Genomic DNA, 17,169 nt, shown 5'->3' with positions numbered 1-17,169 from the left:
AGAAAAGGGTATAGAAAAGGGTATAGAAAAAGAAAAGTATTCATTGGCTAAAAACATGAAAAAAGAAAATATAGATATTAATATCATAAGTAAAGTAACAGGATTAAGCATAGAGGAAATAGAAAAGTTGTAAATTATAATTTTATAGCTTGATATATATTAGTTATTTTGATTTTCTCTTTTCAATTCTTTTAATTATATAAATAATTACAATTGTAGATAAAATGAAAATTAATGATATAATTATATAATCTTTTAATGTAATATCCCCGAATAAAACCCCAGCAAAAAGATTGTTATATCCTAATAATAAGTAAGTAATATCTCTTTGAGTAGATAAAGTTGATTTCAAATCATTAGTATAATTATTTGTAATGTTTTGATTATTGATAGCTGTATCATTTATAGCTGACGGGGCATTAAAAAATGCTGCATATAAAAGAATAATGAAAAATATAAAAGCAATAAGAAATGTTTTTTTTATATTGTCATCTTTTATATTAAATAATGCCGTTATAATACCAATTGCTATAAATATATATTCATAAATGTTTTCAATGTATTTTATTATAAAAAATTCTGATACTCCAAAAAATGCTATTATTAATATTATAACTATACCAGGACCTAAACCATAACTATCACCTAAAAAATCATCGAGATTCAAATCCCCTTTAATCAATACTAATATTAAAAACACTATTATAAAAGAGCATAAAAATAATGCTGACATTCTAAATAAATCATTTTCTGGTATATTGATTTTGTATATTAAATTAAAAATTATATCTTTCATAAATATTTATCCTTAATGTGCGAGCAATAAACCTAATATGATACCAACTGCTATACTTAAATATTCTTTGGCAGTTATAATATTATCTTTTAGCATAATGAAGGCAAATATAGTAATTCCAATCCATAGTAGTGGAAGTAAATTAATTATTGCCTCCTTCTTATTTTTTAATCCTTCTTTTTTTATTTTACGAATTGCTAAAATACCAAACAGTGCTGATGAAAAGCTAAGAAAAAACATGATTATAACTCTAAAAAATAAACTCTCTGGGATCCATTCAAATCTCCCGTAATGAAGTCGTCTATGAGGTAGAGAATGTATAACTAAATTGAGTAAATCATATTTTTTATTTTCATTAGTCAAATCATATTTTTTAGAATATTTAGACATTGTTTCTGATTTATTATTTACTGCATCATACTTAGTTAATATTGCTGGGGCATTCATAATAAACAATATCAATCCTATTATTATTGCCATAGTAGGTATGATAACAAGAATAGCTCTTATATAAATATTTTCTTCTCTATCTCTTCTTTTTCTCATAACTAACTCATCTTTTTTTAATCTATTATATATTTATGAAGATGTTTTTAGTAAAATATAATATATTATTACAATTATATTCAAAATATATATGATTAAGAAAATATAAAACAATACTTTTTTATTTATGATAATATAGACTTTTATAATAGAAAATAAAACTGTATTGTGTAAATTAATAAATGCTTAAATTAAATTGCATTTTACTTTTTTCATAATCCTGTTATCATTTTATTATATATGCTTTTTTTGTCAATACATCAGACTTGTTTCAAAATTTGTTAATACTTGTAGTTTTTTGCTTTAATATTTTTTTAATTAAGAAGTTATTTTCCTAATTATAATACAGGCTATAAACCCAAAAATCGTTCCGCTGAAAGCTAAATATTCTCTATTACTTTCCATTTTTATCACTATTATTATTAAAAGAAATAGAATTCCAGCCAAAGTAGCTAACCCTATTAATGTTGATACTATAGTTTCTTTAATATCTTCTTTTATTTTTATATCTTCATTATAATATTTTTGGGCTATAATTGCGGTAATTGCAAGCGATAATATATAAGTCAATACATATACAAGCGATACTCTCACACCAACAATATTCAAATCCGCTTTTGATCCGCTATATTTAGATGATGAAGTTCCTTTTAATAATAATAATGTTATTATTTTTTGAAGTGTTTCTTCTTTGTCAAAATTATCAAAATTTGATTCATTAGTTTGTTTATTATTATCTATTATTTCTTTTTTTTCTTGTATATTTCTATCAGCCATAGCAAAAAATGATATTGCAGTAGAAGGTATAATTAAAGATAAGAATAGATATAGTATAAAAACTATTACATTATCTTTGCTATCATTTTTTTTCTTTCTCATTTAAGTATTCTTTAGTTAATATATAGTTTTTCAATTTTAATGTATATACTTTTTTGTCAATACAGTATATATGTTTATTGAATTAGGTATATGAATGGATAAAAATTATGCTTTAATTTTATTTTGTGTAATGCAGCCGTATAAGACTGCATTTTTAAAACTTTTTCATATCCTTCTTATATGTGCTATATTATTATATATACGATTTTTGTCAATACCCTATATGCCTTTATTTTAAAAATAAAAAATGCAGCCTTATAATGACTGCATTTTTGTGGTTTTTACTTTTTTTCATATACTCTCTTAATAGTTTATTTAATTTTATAGTATATATAGTTTTTTGTCAATACCCCATATACCTTTAATTAAATAAAATTGTTATATAACAAATTTGAATAGCAAATAAATTAAAATTTTTAACTTATTTCTGCGTGCGGTTAATAGATAATAAATTTAAAAAAGTTTAGGCGGATAGTTGAAATAATTTATCTATATGATATTAAATGATAAATTGATGTATAAAAAATCATACTAAATTAATTAAAAAACTAGTATTTTTAGCATAGTCATAAAAAGCTGATATTTTATTTATAATTATAAAACTATTTATAGCAACTTTTCCCGTAGCAAAAGTTGCAAAAGTACATATTTTATTTTTATAAATTACTAGATTTATATTTTTTATCTTATTTTGCGGCGGAGAATAAACAATAAATTTAAAAAAGATTGGGCGGGCAGTTAAAATAACAGAGTAAAGCAATAAATAAAAATAATATAAAAATTACAAATAAGATTAAAAATATGAAGGGTGGGTGAATGTAAGTAAATTTTAAAATTTCATTACATACCCCGCCCTTATAATTTTACTGCCTTTATAAAAAAGCATTCTAATTAATTTTATTGCTTGATGAAAAAAGCATACCCGCCCAAGTTTTGATTAGGTTTGAAATTTTATTAACGCACGGTTAGAAATATTTATTATATGATAAAAATTTGAATATCAAATAAATTAAATTTTTTAGCTTATTTCTGCGTGCGGTGAATAGACAATAAATTCTATATCTGTCTAAATCCCACTTCTCTTGCTCATATCACCAAGTAAAGAATATATATTAGGTATTTTATCAATTATAAAATTCTCACTGTTAATGATGATTTTTTTTAAAATTCTTTCATAATAAAAAATTGTATTTTATTGTTGACATAATATGTATATTCATAGTAAAATATTTACAAATGTATACGGGGTTTTTATGTATAATACAAGAATGGACTATCTTCTAAATGAAGCTTCATACCGTTTGAGCAATGAAGATTATGATGAAACTCTTGAAATACTCGATGTTATATTAAAAAAAGTTCCTAAAAATTATAGAGCTAATCTCTATAAGGGACAAGTATGCGTTGAGATGAAAGAATATGAAGATGCTGTTAAATATTTTGAAGAAGCCAGAAAAGTAGATATAAAAACTTTCAAATCATATAATTTGCTTGGAATAAGCTATCATGCTATAAAGCAGTATGATAAGGCTATAGAATGCTTTAATGAAACTTTGAAAATTACGCCTAATTCTTATAAAGCATATAATCTTCTTGGAATAAGCTATTTTGAGAAAAAAGATTATGTAAAGGCTATAGAAAATTTTAATAAATCTATAGAAATTAATCCTAAATATGATAAGGCTTATAATAATTTGGCTCTATTCTATTATAAGAATAAAAAATATAATGAGGCAATAGAGTTTTTTGAGCATTCAAAATCTTTGGATGAAATGGTATTTAAGGCTTATGATATGCTTGGCATGAGCTATTATAAAGTATCTAATTATGAAAAGGCTGTAGAGTGCTTTGTAAGATTTCTTAATTACAATAAATCATACAAAATAGCTAATACTTTAGGTGCTGTTTATTCATTTTTAAAAGATTATGATAATGCTGTTAAATATTTTAATATATCAATAGATATTAATCCTAAATATGCAAGTGCTTATAATAATTTAGCATTGGTTTATTTTAACAGAAAAATTTTTGATAAGGCTGCTTTTTATTTTGATAAGGCAAGAAAATTAGATTTATCTGCATTTACAGATTACAACAAATTAGGCATAAGCTACTATTCAAAAAAATACTATTATGAAGCCATAGAATGTTTTGAAAAGGTTATAGAAAAAAACAGCAATTCTTATAAGGCTTATAATTTTATAGGGGTATGCTATTCATCTAATGAAGAGTACAGCAAATCAATAGAGTTTTTTAATAAATCAATAGAGATTAATGACAGATATTATAAGGCTTATAATAATTTGGCATTAGCTTATTATAATTTAAAAGATTATGAAAGAGCTATAGAAAATTTTAATAAATCTATAGAAATAAACAGCGGAAATATAGATTCATATAACGGCATAGGCTTATCTTATTATTATTTAGGAGAAAAAGAAAAGGCCTTAATTTATTTAAATAAAGTGCTTGATATTAATCCTTCATACAGCAATGCTTATGGGGTATTATTTAATATATATTTTGATTTGGAAGAATATGATAATGCTATGCTTCTTGCTGATAAAATACTTGAATTAAATCCGAATTCATTTAAGCATTATGATAAATTAATTACTATATGCTTTAATAATTCAAAATACGACAAAGTAATAGAGTATGCAGAAAAAATAGTAAATAAGACTTACAATCTTTATAATATGATTGCTGTTTCTTATTATCATTTGAAGGATTATGATAATGCATGTATTTATTATAATAAATTAATAGAAATAGAAAAATCTTCTTTTTATTTATATAATAATTTGGCTATTATATATTATCTAAAAAAAGATTATGATTTGCTTTTAAATACATACTTAAGATATATAGATAATTTTGATTTAAATAATGAAAATTTTGCAAGTTATAATATATTTTTACTTTCATATACTCTTCTTAAAAAAAATATTATAAGATATGATGAGTTTCTAAACCTATTTGAAAAATCTTTGAATAAAAGTATAGAGCATTATAATATTCATAATAAAAATAACGGCAGCAGAAATTTATATAAATATATGACTTATAATACTGATTTATTTAAACTCTTATTTGAAAGCAGAGCGGATTCAGTTAATTCTGCTGATATATTAAAAAATTTAATAGATAATAATAAATTAAAGGCAATAAAGCCTATAATAGAAAAAATAAAAATATCTTCTTTCAGCTTGTATAATAATTTAACATTAGATGATAATACCGTATGCATAGAGTATCAAAGTAATAATACTATTATTTTGGACAGCAAATATTATAATAAAGATAATATTTACGGAAAGAATGCTAAGTTTATGATTAAAGATGAATTTTATAGTTATGACTCTATCATTTCAATATTTTCATATAAGTCTGATGATGATTCCAATTATAATGATTATTACAGGGCTGTTTTAAATTCGGATTCTGCTTTCAAAATAAAAAGTGTATATTTCAGCAGTGATTTTGATAATTCTAATATAGAAATAATAAGACGTATAATATCCAATGATAATATAAAGCTTTATAAAATGAATAGTGAAAAAGCTTCTTTTTTTGAAATATAATTTTTTATATAAATTAAAAACAATTGTTTTACAATATATTGTATATATTTTTTATTATTTATGATATAATTTTTTACAAAATTAATATTTAAGAAGATAGAAATATAATATGGATTTAAAAACTAAAGCTCAGAAAATTACAAAATCAAAAGTACTTGTTATAGGCGATTTAATGCTTGACAGATTTACTTATGGGGATGTTATAAGAATATCTCCTGAAGCTCCAGTTCCAGTTTTGCATGTTAATCATGAAGAAAACTATTTAGGAGGTGCTGGCAATGTTGCAAGAAATATATCAGCATTAATAGGTAAAAATAGTAATGAGAATATGTTTCTAATAGGAGTTATTGGAAAAGATAAATCTGCCGATACTATAATTGACAGTATGAATTATTCTAATATATCATCTTCAGGTATAGTTATTGATGAAAGCAGATATACAATAACAAAAACTAGAATAGTTGCAGGTACTCAGCAGATAGTGAGGATAGATGAAGAAAATACCGATCCTTTTTCAAATGCTGTAATGAAAAAAATAGAAAATGTTTTTACAGATAATGTTGATGATTATAATGTTATTATTATAAGCGATTATAATAAAGGTGTTATTACTAAGCCTTTAGCGAAAAAGATAATAGATATATGCAATAAGAAAAAGAAATTGGTATTGGTTGACCCTGCTATAAAGCATTTTTCATTCTATAAAAAAGCAACCTTAATGACTCCTAATTTAAAAGAGGCTGTAGAGGGTATGGACAGTAAATTTCCATTTTATGAGTTTAATCCTAATGCCATTAATATACTTGGAAATAATATAATAAAAAAATTAAATTTATCAAAACTTATGATAACATTAGGTGCAAATGGAATGGCTTTATTTGATAAAGACATAAAATTAAATGATAAAAAATCGCCTTATATAATACCTACTAAGGCAAAAAGTGTATTTGATGTTTCAGGTGCTGGGGATACTGTTATCTCTGTTCTTGCTATGTGTCTGTCTGTAGGCATTTCTTTTAAAGAGTCTTCAGAGATTGCCAATGCTGCTGCTGGTGTTGTTGTTGGGAAGAGTGGAACTTCCACTTTAACTTTAAAAGAATTAGTTAATGCATTATAAAACGGAAAATATTTTATGAAGATAAAAATTATATTATTCTTATTTTTAACACTATTTATAACTTCATGTCTGCCTAAGCCTTTAATAGTTCCTGCAAAGATAGTTACAGAGCTTACATTGGGTAAGGATATTGCTGTTTATGATGATGAATTTGTAAATTTAGACAGCCCTAAAATATATAAAGTTGATAATGAATATTATTTCGGAGATTTTTATCATGTAAAAGATGATACGGTATATGCATTGGATGTATCAAATTCAAAAATGATTATAGCATCAGGAAGTAATGTTAATAGCTTTACATTGGAATATACAAACCTTGAAACTTCAAAAATATCTTTAATAGATTCTAATGCGAATATTTATATAACAGGTTATGATTTAAGATATATAGGCGATATTGTTGTAAGCAATGCTATGATGAGCCTGCCTTCAGAAGAGCCTTCAAGCATAGGAGATGATACGCCTCATATAGAAACATATACTATTAAAGTAACAAATACCAATTATACAAAAGTAGGTTTGGTTTCTTTGAATAAAATATCTTCTAATGGAAATACATTATACACCATAGACAGCATAATAGATAATGAATATGAATCTGTAGTCAAATTATTAACATTAACTAATAATAAATTTGCAGTATTAAAAAGAGATAAAGACAGAATACCAATATTAGATATTTACGATATGAATACAGGAAAAATGGAAAATAGATATTCTTTATCTGAAGTAGAATATATTGATGTCGACAGTATGTCATACAGAGAAATAGTTGATTGTGTTTATGTAATAGATAAAGAGGTTATAGCAATACTCACTATGAACATAGTAAATGGAAAGCATCAGGAGGATATTATATATACTTCAAAGATTGATAATTTCAAATTAAAAGAATCTTATAAAGTTCCATGCAGAGATAATTCTCTTGCTGTCGGTATGGCAAATACTGGAAGGGTAACATATACAGGAATGGACAATGGTATGTATTTCTTTATACAGACAAATCCTTTTCTATCCCAAAATTATAGTAAGGAATATTTAGGGATTGATGGTTTTAACAAACTTAGAGGCATACACATGTTTGATAATTCTATTTACGGCTTCATGCTTGAAGACGGAAATATAAAATTCCATAATTATTAATTATCTTGTATTATGCATATTATCATCATCGATATTAAGACTTAATATTCTAAGTCCTTCGCTTCCAAGAACGGATTTTAATGCAATAAGAAATGATGTATCTTTGCTTCCTGCAATATTTCCCTTATATAGCTTCATAGCATATCTAGCCATATTAATACCATCCCTTACAGAAAAAGAAGCATTATGTATATGGGATTTCTGAAGGAATCCTACAGTTATTTTTAATATTTCATCATCAGCAAAAGGAAGATTCATTTTGAGTATATCATATTCCTCTTTAACATCAGGAAAAGGCAGTTCAATAGTAGGCTGAAGTCGTGAATGTATATATTCAGGAAGCTCAAAAGTGCTTGCATCATCATTCATAGTAACTATTACTCTAAAATCTGGATGAGCTTTTATTTTTATTCCAGCTATAACGCTTTCTACATATCTTCTGTCATCAAGCAAAGGAGCAAGAGAAGCCCAAGTTTTCTCGCTCATTCTATTTCCCTCATCAAGTATTGCAACTGCTCCTTTAATCATTGCTGTAACTAAACTTGATGCATGATAGCTTATTTTATTATTTTCTGATATTACAGGTATGATTATTAAATCTTCAGGTCTTGTATCCACTGTGCATTGAAATATATAAACATCTCTTTTAAGAAGCTCTTTAGCCACATAGTATGAGAGAGTAGTTTTTCCAGCACCTGGCTTTCCTACAATTCTAGGATTTAGAGGTATATCATCATCAGATATTATATTCCAAGCAGCCATTATCTGCCTTACTAAATCATTTTGACCAGTCCATTTTATATTTAAATTATCAGGATGAGATAATGTAAGCTCAACATTTTCTATTTGCACTTTTTCCATTTTTACCTCTAAAATAAAAAATTATATTTGTAGATTTAATGATATTATTAATTTTATAAAAAGTCAAATAAATTTCGCTTGCAATGTTATTTATATCATAGTATCATGTATAAATAATATTATGTAAATACGGTGTTTGTTTTCAAATGTTTAATAAGAATAAAAAAAATAAAGAAAATAATGGTATAAAAAAGAAATCTAAACTAAAAAGACTGATAGTAACTATTTTAATTATATCTTTACTAGTGATATCAGCAGGCGGTATAGTAACTATATACTTTGTAGGAGGAGTATATAATGACTGGGTATCAAGAAGGGCTCAGAGTATGGCTATGCTTGAAGAGTATTATAATATAATAGTTATTAGAGGAAATGAAAAGAGAATAAGATATTTTAATCCGTTAAATCCGTTTGGAGATTCTCCGCCTACCAAAATATACGATAGGAATAATATATTAATAGGTGAATATATGCCTCCTGCTTATGAGGTTGTTAATGTTGATGATATCAATCCTCTTTTAGAGCAGACTTTGCTTTTGATGGAAGATCAGAAATTCTATTCGCATCATGGTATAAATTATTTTAGAACTATTTATTTAGCCATTCAAACCATTATAACCAGAAAGATAGTCGGCGGAGGTTCTACACTTACTCAGCAGCTGGCTAAATTGCTGTTTACAAAGAGTGAAAGAACAGTTGAGAGGAAACTCTTTGAGATGTTTGCAGCAAGAGAAATAGAAGATAAATACAGCAAGAAAGAGATTTTAGCTATGTATTTTAATACTGTTTATCTTGGCGACGGCAATTATGGTTTTGAGGCAGCTGCTCAATACTATTTCAATAAGCCTTTAAGACAATGCCGACTTCTTGAATATGCCATTCTTGTAGGAATGCTTCCTAATCCTACATATTATTCTATAGTGAATAATCCAGACAACAGCAGAAGAAAAGTTGAGCAGATTTTATCAAGACTTGTAAAAAATAATATCATAGATAAAAATACTATGAAAGAGGAGCTTGAATTATTTGATAAGCAGTATACAAGCATAAGCGGACAGGTAAAAGGTGCTCAGTGGAAAATGACGGTTAATAGAACGCCTTATGTTAATGAATATGTAAGACAGGAGCTTTTAAATTATTTCAATAAAGATGAATTAGCCTTATCTGGCTTAAAAATATATACAACAGTAAATGAGAGATATTACAGAGAAGCTGATGCTGTAATGAAAGAAAAGATAAGATCACTTCAGGCATCTACATCAAACCGAAGCTATCAGGGAGCAATGGTTTCTATTGACCCTAAAACAGGCGGTATACTTGTTATGATAGGCGGAGATGGATATACTTTGCAAAATCAGTTTAACAGAGCAGTGCAGGCAAAAAGACAAATAGGAAGTGTAATAAAGCCTTTTATTTATTTGTATGCATTTGAAGGCGGGGCTCAGCCTTTTTCTTCTATGATGGATACAAATTACAGCTATCCTCAAGGTACAGGAAAGCCTGCTTATTCTCCTAGAAACTTCGACAGAAGATACAGAGGCGAAATGACTTTAGAAACAGCATTATCCAAATCAATAAATACAATAGCTGTAAAATTATTAAATGATATAGGATTATCATATTTTATAGAGCATTCAAGGGAGTTTTTTGGAGAAAATGCTTATATACCAAATGCCTTATCTATAGGTTTGGGTACAATAGAGATGAGTCCCCTTGATTTAGCATCTGCTTATGCTGCTTTAGCAAATGACGGAATAAAATACGATGCCTATATAGTAGATAAGGTTATAGATATGGATGGAAATGAGCTTAGCGTAACAGCTTTAGTTGATAGAACTCCGCATAAAATAAGTGCAACTTCGCCTTCATCATACTATTTTTTAAATACAACATTGCAAAAGGTTATAGCTCCCGGAGGAACGGCATACAGAAGTGCAAGTACTTACGGATTTCAATATCCTTCATATTCTGCTAAAACAGGTACTACAAGCGAGCATAGAGATAACTGGTTTGCTGCATATAATGATGAAATAGTTACTATAACTTGGATAGGAAGCGATAGAAATGATGTTCTTCCTAATAATGTTACTGGAGGAGCTACAACTGCTTTGGCTACATTTCAGTATCTTAATGCTATAACTCCTGCATCAAAGAGAGAATTTAACTGGCCTATACCAGATGATATACTTATAGTTGAAATATGCGAGGATTCAGGTCTGCCTAGAAATCATACATGCGTAAATACAAAGCCTTTAACAGTTGGAGGAAATGTAGACTTATCTTCTCAGTGTCCTATAGATCATATAAGAAGCGGTACTACAAGAAGAGAATTAGAAACAAATGATATTATTACAGAAGAAGAGGAAAAGCTTTATTATACTCCTTTAGATGAGGAAGTAGAAAACAGCACTACTCAAAATGATAATAATAACAACAATAATAATATATATTTACTTCAAGACGAAGAGATAAATGATCCTAGTTTAGGCAATATAAGAAATTAATTTTTTATTATTTTATTATAAAATTATGCTTCTAATTTTTTATTTTATAAAAAAATATTTAAAAAGTTTATTATTATTGATATAATATTTTATCTTATTAATAATATTATTGTTTTATTATATCAATATAGTTTAGGGATATTTTTTATATTCAAGGGAGCAGCATGGTTAACTTTTTTAAAAGCCAATCCACAGAAGCAAGACGTGACTTAATACTTCATGGTTCTATTACAAATACTCTTATAATGCTGTCTATTCCAACTTTAATGATGAGTTTAGTTCAGTCATTAATACCTTTAATGGATGGATTATTTTTAAATAATGTTACAGGCACTGTTATAGCAAGCAGTGTTAATTTTTCTGAACCTATAATTAATATGATGACAGCATTATCTCAAGGTTTGGGCGTTGCTGCCATGGCTATAGTTGGGCAGTATAATGGTCTTGGCGATTTTAAGAATGCAAAGAGAATATCTACTCAGATAGTGGTTACAGGTGTTTTATTTGGTATTGCTATGGGACCTACGCTTTATATTGTGAGTATATTAGTATCTATGAATCTGCAGCAGGGTGTTAAAGAGAATGTATTTCAGTACTTATCATTATACAGCTTTGTTATGCCTATGACATTTTTAGCTGCATTATATAATGGTATAAAAAATGCTAATGGTAAGCCTGAGGCCACTTTTATAAGAAGCGTAATATTGCTGCTTTTAAAAATCGTATTTAATTTTATATATGTTTACTTCATGCATTTAAAGATAGTAGGAAGTGTGTTGGCATCATTTTCTACATACCTTATAGTTACAGCTTGGATGTATTATGATTTATTTATTAAAGACAGTGATGATAAATTATCTTTAAAAGATTTTAAATTTGATATTTCCGTTTTAAAAGAGCTTATGATAATAGGAGTGCCTTCAATGCTTACAACTTTTTTAAGTAATCTAGGCTTCTTTTTAATTAATACAGAAGTAGAAAGATATGGTGCTGCTATATTAAATGGACAGGGTATTGCTAATAATATAACAACAGTATGTTTTAATTTGCCTGCTGCATTTGGTTCTGCTGTTACTACTATGGTTAGTATGAATATTGGGGCAAAATATGCTGATAAGGCAAAAAAATCATGCTACACTGGTATAGTTATGAGTGCAGTTACAGCTGTTATACTTATAGCTATTGTTATACCTCTTACTCCTCATATAACTATTCTCTTTACAAGGGAAGCTGAAGACTTATATGTTGCTAATGGTTCATTGCCTATATTTGCTTTAGGAGTATTAGGTTTCGGAGTTACTATGGTTGTTCAGGGGGCTTTAATTGGGCTTGGAAGAACTAGGATACCTCTTATTATAAGCATACTTAGAATATGGTTTTTAAGATTTATATTTATTATTGTAACTACTAAATACTTATCTTATTGGTCTGTATTTTGGGGCAATTTATTTTCAAACACTATGGCAGGTATAATAGCTTTAATTATAATATCAAAAACCCCTTGGCGTTCTGTTATTAATATAAAAACTCAAAACAGCGTTATTCTTAGGACTAGACTTTTTATAGATGGATTAGGAGCTAAACTTTTTCCTAAAAATATTGGAAGAAGAAAAGATTATATTCAGAAAATGAGAAATAAATTAAGTAAGATTAAAGACCCTGTAAAACTTGTATTATTTAGAGAAAAAGAGTTTGAAAAAATAGAAAAAATGAAGGAGCGTGAAGATAGAGCAAAAAAAAGAGAGGAAATGAAAAAGTTGGAGAGGGCTGAATGGAAAATGCAGTTGGAGGAGATAAAAGAGAGAAGAGAAAAAATGAATGAGGAATATAAGCAGTACCGAGAAGAGAGGAAAAAAGAAAAAGAGGCTCATAGAATAAAAATAAAAGCTCAGGTTAAAGAGAGAAGAGAGGCAAGGCACAGACTTAGAGATGAAAGAAAAAAAGAGAAAGAGAGAAGAAAAGAAGAACTTAAAAATTTAAAAAATAAAAAAGATAATCAAGATAACGATAGCGGGAATTAATACATGAATACAACTTTAATAGTTCTTATAGCAGGCAGTTCAAGGAGATTCGGAGGTAAAGTAAAGAAGCAGTTTATAAAAGTAGATAATAAGCCTATTTTTATACATACTCTTTGTTCTATGCTTAAGTTTAATTTTAAGAATATAGTGTTAGTAAGTTCAAAGGATGAAGTTAATAATATAAAAAAAATTATACAAAATTGCGATGATATAAAAATCGGTACAAAAAAAAGTATTCACTATATAGCAGGAGGAAGTGAGAGGGTTTATTCTGTTTATGAGGCTATGAATTTTTTAAATGAGCATAGAGAAGATATAAAAACAGATTATGTATTTATACATGACGGAGTAAGACCTATTGTAAGCCGAAAGGAAATTAAGGCCTTATATGATTCTGTTATAGAGTTTGATGCTGCTATACTTGCTTCTAAGGTTGTTGATACAATAAAGAAGGCTGATGATGATAAAAAAATAGTAGATACTATTGACAGAACTTATCTTTATAGAGCTGCTACTCCTCAGGCTTTTAAATTTGAAAATTATATGAAAGCTATGCAGAAATATATGAATGATAAAAATAAAAGTTTAGCTACCGATGATGCTGAGATATACAGCAAATATTTTTCAGATGTTAGAATAGTGGAATGTTCTTCAAACAATATTAAAATTACCAATAAAGAAGATTTAAATATTTTTATTAAATTAAAGTTATAGTTTGCTTTTTTTTCTATTAAATGGTAAAATTTTGCAAATAACTTTTAGAGGTTTGTATGCTGTGTGATATATGCGGTAAGGAAAACGCTGTGTTGCATATTAATGAAAAGATAGGAAACAACAGCTATCAAATACATATATGCAAAAATTGTGAAATAAACGGTAATCTTATAGAAAAATGTTTAGAGCTTGAATTTAATAATATTAATACCATATTTCCAAATTATAAATCTATACCATCTAAAAAGAAAAAGAAAAAAACTTCAAATTCTAATAAATTATGTAAAGTATGCGGATATTCTTTAGATGATTTTTTGAAGACGGGATTAGTTTCATGCCCTAAATGTTATGAGTACTTGAAATCTGATATTAATAAAGCCGTAAAAAAAATACATAAAGAAAATAAGCATATAGGCAAGGTATCTAATAAAAATTTAACATACAGAGATATAGAAACAAAAATAGAAAAATGCAGAGAAGAGATAGAGCTTTTAATAAAAATAGAAAAATATGAAGAAGCAGCATTAATAAGAGATAAACTTGATAATTTACAAAAAGATTTAATATCTAAAAAAAATAAGAGCGAAAAAAAAGATGTCCATTAATAATATAGCAAATTGGATATATGAAAAAGGTATAGATGATAATATAGTTTTATATTCTAAAGTGTCTGTTTACAGAAATATCGATAATATGAGATTTTTTCATAATATGGATAAGGATGATTTTGAGAAAGTAAATGAGATACTTACAGTGAATATAGATAGTCTTAATTTTGGATTATCATCTGCAAAAATGCTTGATTTATCTGCTTTGGATATACGAATATTAATAGAAAATCTTACCATTCCAAGCGATAGAAATTTGTTAAATGCTTCCTTGTATACAGATATTAATAGCCATATTTCAATATTAATTAATTCTAATCAGCATTTGGAAATACAGACTATTGCAAGAGGACTAGAATTAGAGAGATGTTTTGATTTGGCGTATAAAATAGAAAGTATGCTTGATAAAAAAGTTGATTTTGCTTACGATAAAAAATTCGGATACCTCACAAGCTCTCCTAATATAATAGGAACTTCTATGAGTTTAAATGTATGTATGGCAGTTCCTTGTCTTATATGGAAAACACCTGATAATATAGATCATTTGACTAATGAGTGTCATAAATTAGGTTTTGATGTAAGCATTAAAAATGGAATTCTTAGTATTAAAAATAATATTATGCTTGGTGCAACAGAGAAGTTTATACTCGACAGCATTATAACAAAAGTTAAAGAAATATCAGAAAAAGAGAAAAAAATAAGAAATAGAATAAAAAAAATAGACAGTGTAAAGATAGAAGACAGAATATACAGAAGCAGGGCTATATTATCTGCCGCAAGATCATTAAAATACAGGGAATTAATCAATCATAGTTTATGGCTTAGGGTAGGTATTTATTATGGTATGTTTGATGATATAGAATTGGATTCACTATACTATATGTCTTTTCTATGCAAAAATAATCATTTAAAGCAATTATATAAAAAAACCAATCATTATAGAAATATAGATGAAATCAGAGCTAATACGGTAAGAGATATGATGAAAATATAGATATGATAATTACAGCATAGATTTTTGTACTGTAATTATCAATTATTATATATTATTTTTTATTTTTCTGTAAAACTTAATTCTTTACTATAAGGGAATTCAAAGCTCATTCCATATACTGTGAAAGTAAGCGTCATATTAGCTGTACATTTAAAACTTTTATTTTGAATGGCATTGAATGCTGTTGAAAATACATCCAAATAACTGGCTTTAAATTTTAAATTTACTTCTCTTGTTTGTTTGGATGGTATTTTTAGAGTTTCAACAGAATTTCCTGTTGCAAAAACTTTTCCTGAAGTATTCACCAAATCCACTTTTAGTTTATCTACTGGAATTTCAAATGATAAATTATTTTTTACATCTAAAGTTACATTTAAAGTCATATCTTTTAATGTGATTTCAGAAATAGATGTGCTTTTTACTTTTATATCGGGCTTATTTTCTTCAATATAGCTTCTTGTTATTTCTTTGGCACTTGACTGCAATGTTTCGCATGATGTTATAAATACTATTAAACCAATAGCCGCTGATAATGATATGAATACTTTTTTCAACATAATCTAATCCTTATTTCTTTTAATATATTTAAAACATTAATATTAGTAAACAGTTAAATATTTTTCATATTAAATATAAAAAAAGAGGCTCTATCATTAGACAGAACCTCTTTTATTTTTCATAAACCTTTTATTAATCGTCCCATTTTTGTCCCATTAACTGTCCGTTAGCAGATATAAACATTTCCATCATGTTATTAAGTTTTATTTTGTAATTACCCCATTCTTTTTCAACATCTATCATCATAGCCTGAGGATAAGTTCTTCTAACAGTGTTAGCTACAGCCTGAGGAAGAACGCTTAGAGGAACTCCATTATACTCTCCGTCTATATTAACCCAGTTTCCATTAGGAAGAAAATCTATAGAAGCACCATTTGATAATTTAACATCAAATTTTCCGTCATCTCTTTCAACTTTCCAAATTTGTGCTCCAGGATAAACTCTTTGTATAAATGCCCTTGCTTTTTGAGGCAATGATGAAGCAGGTACAACCCAATCAGCAAAAAGGCTTGAAGTAGAAATTATAGTTAATGATATTAATAAAGCAAATATTTTTTTTGTCATATTTATCTCCTTAAGATATATTGTATTTTTTATTAAATAATACCTTGTAAATTATCTTTACAATTATAAGTATAGCAGAAAAACAATTAATGTCAATAGAATTTACTTTATTTTTACAATTTTTTTACAAAATATTATTATTTTTACATATTAAGAATACATGTAATACATTTATTATTGATATATAGTAAATATTTTTTACTTTTTCATAATTACTGATATTAATAACTAATTTTAGTAATATGAAGCATTTGACTACAATTTTATTTTACAATTA

Annotated in this window: 14 protein-coding genes; 8 read left to right on the top strand and 6 right to left on the bottom strand. The window is 26.6% G+C overall.

The genetic code is table 11. From position 1 onward, the window contains the following. Nucleotides 1-163: 163 nt before the first annotated feature. From Q0J69_RS13065 to Q0J69_RS13055, 3 genes are all read right to left on the bottom strand, one after another. Nucleotides 164-796 (bottom strand): hypothetical protein, encoded by a 633-nt coding sequence (locus Q0J69_RS13065; protein ID WP_297208231.1) that lies wholly within the window; start codon nucleotides 794-796, stop codon nucleotides 164-166. 12 nt (nucleotides 797-808) lie between these two features. Continuing rightward, entirely contained in the window at nucleotides 809-1,342 is a 534-nt protein-coding gene (locus tag Q0J69_RS13060; RefSeq protein ID WP_297208229.1) for a hypothetical protein, read from the bottom strand. 318 nt (nucleotides 1,343-1,660) lie between these two features. Beyond that, nucleotides 1,661-2,221: a hypothetical protein gene (locus tag Q0J69_RS13055; RefSeq protein WP_297208227.1), complete on the bottom strand. Its 561-nt coding sequence runs from the start codon at nucleotides 2,219-2,221 to the stop codon at nucleotides 1,661-1,663. Nucleotides 2,222-3,474: 1,253 nt separating this feature from the next. Here Q0J69_RS13055 and Q0J69_RS13050 point away from each other — a divergent pair. The 3 genes from Q0J69_RS13050 (at nucleotide 3,475) to Q0J69_RS13040 (ending at nucleotide 8,068) form a co-directional block, all read left to right on the top strand. Beyond that, complete coding sequence (locus tag Q0J69_RS13050) at nucleotides 3,475-5,805, top strand: tetratricopeptide repeat protein (protein WP_297208225.1); 2,331 nt, start codon at nucleotides 3,475-3,477, stop codon at nucleotides 5,803-5,805. 109 nt (nucleotides 5,806-5,914) lie between these two features. Next, on the top strand, nucleotides 5,915-6,922 hold the full coding sequence (gene rfaE1 / locus Q0J69_RS13045) for a D-glycero-beta-D-manno-heptose-7-phosphate kinase (protein ID WP_297208224.1): 1,008 nt from the start codon (nucleotides 5,915-5,917) through the stop codon (nucleotides 6,920-6,922). A gap of 15 nt (nucleotides 6,923-6,937) precedes the next feature. Beyond that, on the top strand, nucleotides 6,938-8,068 hold the full coding sequence (locus Q0J69_RS13040; RefSeq protein WP_297208222.1) for a hypothetical protein: 1,131 nt from the start codon (nucleotides 6,938-6,940) through the stop codon (nucleotides 8,066-8,068). Here Q0J69_RS13040 and Q0J69_RS13035 read toward each other — a convergent pair whose 3' ends face one another. Further along, a complete protein-coding gene (locus tag Q0J69_RS13035) occupies nucleotides 8,069-8,929 on the bottom strand; it encodes an AAA family ATPase (protein ID WP_297208221.1) in 861 nt (286 codons plus the stop codon). 146 nt (nucleotides 8,930-9,075) lie between these two features. Here Q0J69_RS13035 and Q0J69_RS13030 point away from each other — a divergent pair, with 146 nt between their 5' ends. The 5 genes from Q0J69_RS13030 to Q0J69_RS13010 all read left to right on the top strand — a co-directional run bounded on the left by Q0J69_RS13030 (nucleotide 9,076) and on the right by Q0J69_RS13010 (nucleotide 15,770). Then, nucleotides 9,076-11,433: a transglycosylase domain-containing protein gene (locus Q0J69_RS13030; RefSeq protein ID WP_297208219.1), complete on the top strand. Its 2,358-nt coding sequence runs from the start codon at nucleotides 9,076-9,078 to the stop codon at nucleotides 11,431-11,433. 164 nt (nucleotides 11,434-11,597) lie between these two features. Then, entirely contained in the window at nucleotides 11,598-13,454 is a 1,857-nt protein-coding gene (locus tag Q0J69_RS13025; protein WP_297208218.1) for an MATE family efflux transporter, read from the top strand. A 3-nt stretch (nucleotides 13,455-13,457) separates the two neighbouring features. Further along, entirely contained in the window at nucleotides 13,458-14,168 is a 711-nt protein-coding gene (locus tag Q0J69_RS13020; RefSeq protein ID WP_297208217.1) for an IspD/TarI family cytidylyltransferase, read from the top strand. A 56-nt stretch (nucleotides 14,169-14,224) separates the two neighbouring features. Then, nucleotides 14,225-14,773, top strand: a complete 549-nt coding sequence (locus tag Q0J69_RS13015; protein ID WP_297208216.1) for an excinuclease ABC subunit B — start codon at nucleotides 14,225-14,227, stop codon at nucleotides 14,771-14,773. Next, nucleotides 14,763-15,770: a guanido phosphotransferase gene (locus Q0J69_RS13010; RefSeq protein WP_297208215.1), complete on the top strand. Its 1,008-nt coding sequence runs from the start codon at nucleotides 14,763-14,765 to the stop codon at nucleotides 15,768-15,770. The genes Q0J69_RS13015 and Q0J69_RS13010 overlap by 11 nt, the downstream gene beginning before the upstream one ends. Nucleotides 15,771-15,829: 59 nt before the next feature. Here Q0J69_RS13010 and Q0J69_RS13005 read toward each other — a convergent pair whose 3' ends face one another. Continuing rightward, the gene (locus Q0J69_RS13005) at nucleotides 15,830-16,327 is read right to left on the bottom strand and encodes an LEA type 2 family protein (RefSeq protein WP_297208213.1); all 498 of its coding nucleotides are present in this window, start codon (nucleotides 16,325-16,327) and stop codon (nucleotides 15,830-15,832) included. 133 nt (nucleotides 16,328-16,460) lie between these two features. Then, a complete protein-coding gene (locus Q0J69_RS13000; RefSeq protein WP_297208212.1) occupies nucleotides 16,461-16,892 on the bottom strand; it encodes a PepSY-like domain-containing protein in 432 nt (143 codons plus the stop codon). Nucleotides 16,893-17,169: the final 277 nt, after the last annotated feature.

This window comes from uncultured Brachyspira sp., assembly GCF_944388875.1.
GTDB lineage: Bacteria > Spirochaetota > Brachyspiria > Brachyspirales > Brachyspiraceae > Brachyspira.
Note: the sequence above shows the minus strand (reverse complement) of the source record. Positions and strands in the feature narration are given on the sequence as shown.

Excerpts from the sequence above, each read along its gene's own strand:
- Q0J69_RS13030 (WP_297208219.1), top strand. The coding sequence starts at position 9,076 with ATGTTTAATAAGAATAAAAAAAATAAAGAAAATAATGGTATAAAAAAG.
- Q0J69_RS13010 (WP_297208215.1), top strand. The coding sequence starts at position 14,763 with ATGTCCATTAATAATATAGCAAATTGGATATATGAAAAAGGTATAGAT.
- Q0J69_RS13050 (WP_297208225.1), top strand. The coding sequence starts at position 3,475 with ATGTATAATACAAGAATGGACTATCTTCTAAATGAAGCTTCATACCGT.
- Q0J69_RS13040 (WP_297208222.1), top strand. The coding sequence starts at position 6,938 with ATGAAGATAAAAATTATATTATTCTTATTTTTAACACTATTTATAACT.
- Q0J69_RS13025 (WP_297208218.1), top strand. The coding sequence starts at position 11,598 with ATGGTTAACTTTTTTAAAAGCCAATCCACAGAAGCAAGACGTGACTTA.
- rfaE1 (WP_297208224.1), top strand. The coding sequence starts at position 5,915 with ATGGATTTAAAAACTAAAGCTCAGAAAATTACAAAATCAAAAGTACTT.
- Q0J69_RS13060 (WP_297208229.1), bottom strand. The coding sequence starts at position 1,342 with ATGAGAAAAAGAAGAGATAGAGAAGAAAATATTTATATAAGAGCTATT.
- Q0J69_RS13065 (WP_297208231.1), bottom strand. The coding sequence starts at position 796 with ATGAAAGATATAATTTTTAATTTAATATACAAAATCAATATACCAGAA.
- Q0J69_RS13035 (WP_297208221.1), bottom strand. The coding sequence starts at position 8,929 with ATGGAAAAAGTGCAAATAGAAAATGTTGAGCTTACATTATCTCATCCT.
- Q0J69_RS13015 (WP_297208216.1), top strand. The coding sequence starts at position 14,225 with ATGCTGTGTGATATATGCGGTAAGGAAAACGCTGTGTTGCATATTAAT.
- Q0J69_RS13000 (WP_297208212.1), bottom strand. The coding sequence starts at position 16,892 with ATGACAAAAAAAATATTTGCTTTATTAATATCATTAACTATAATTTCT.
- Q0J69_RS13055 (WP_297208227.1), bottom strand. The coding sequence starts at position 2,221 with ATGAGAAAGAAAAAAAATGATAGCAAAGATAATGTAATAGTTTTTATA.
- Q0J69_RS13005 (WP_297208213.1), bottom strand. The coding sequence starts at position 16,327 with ATGTTGAAAAAAGTATTCATATCATTATCAGCGGCTATTGGTTTAATA.
- Q0J69_RS13020 (WP_297208217.1), top strand. The coding sequence starts at position 13,458 with ATGAATACAACTTTAATAGTTCTTATAGCAGGCAGTTCAAGGAGATTC.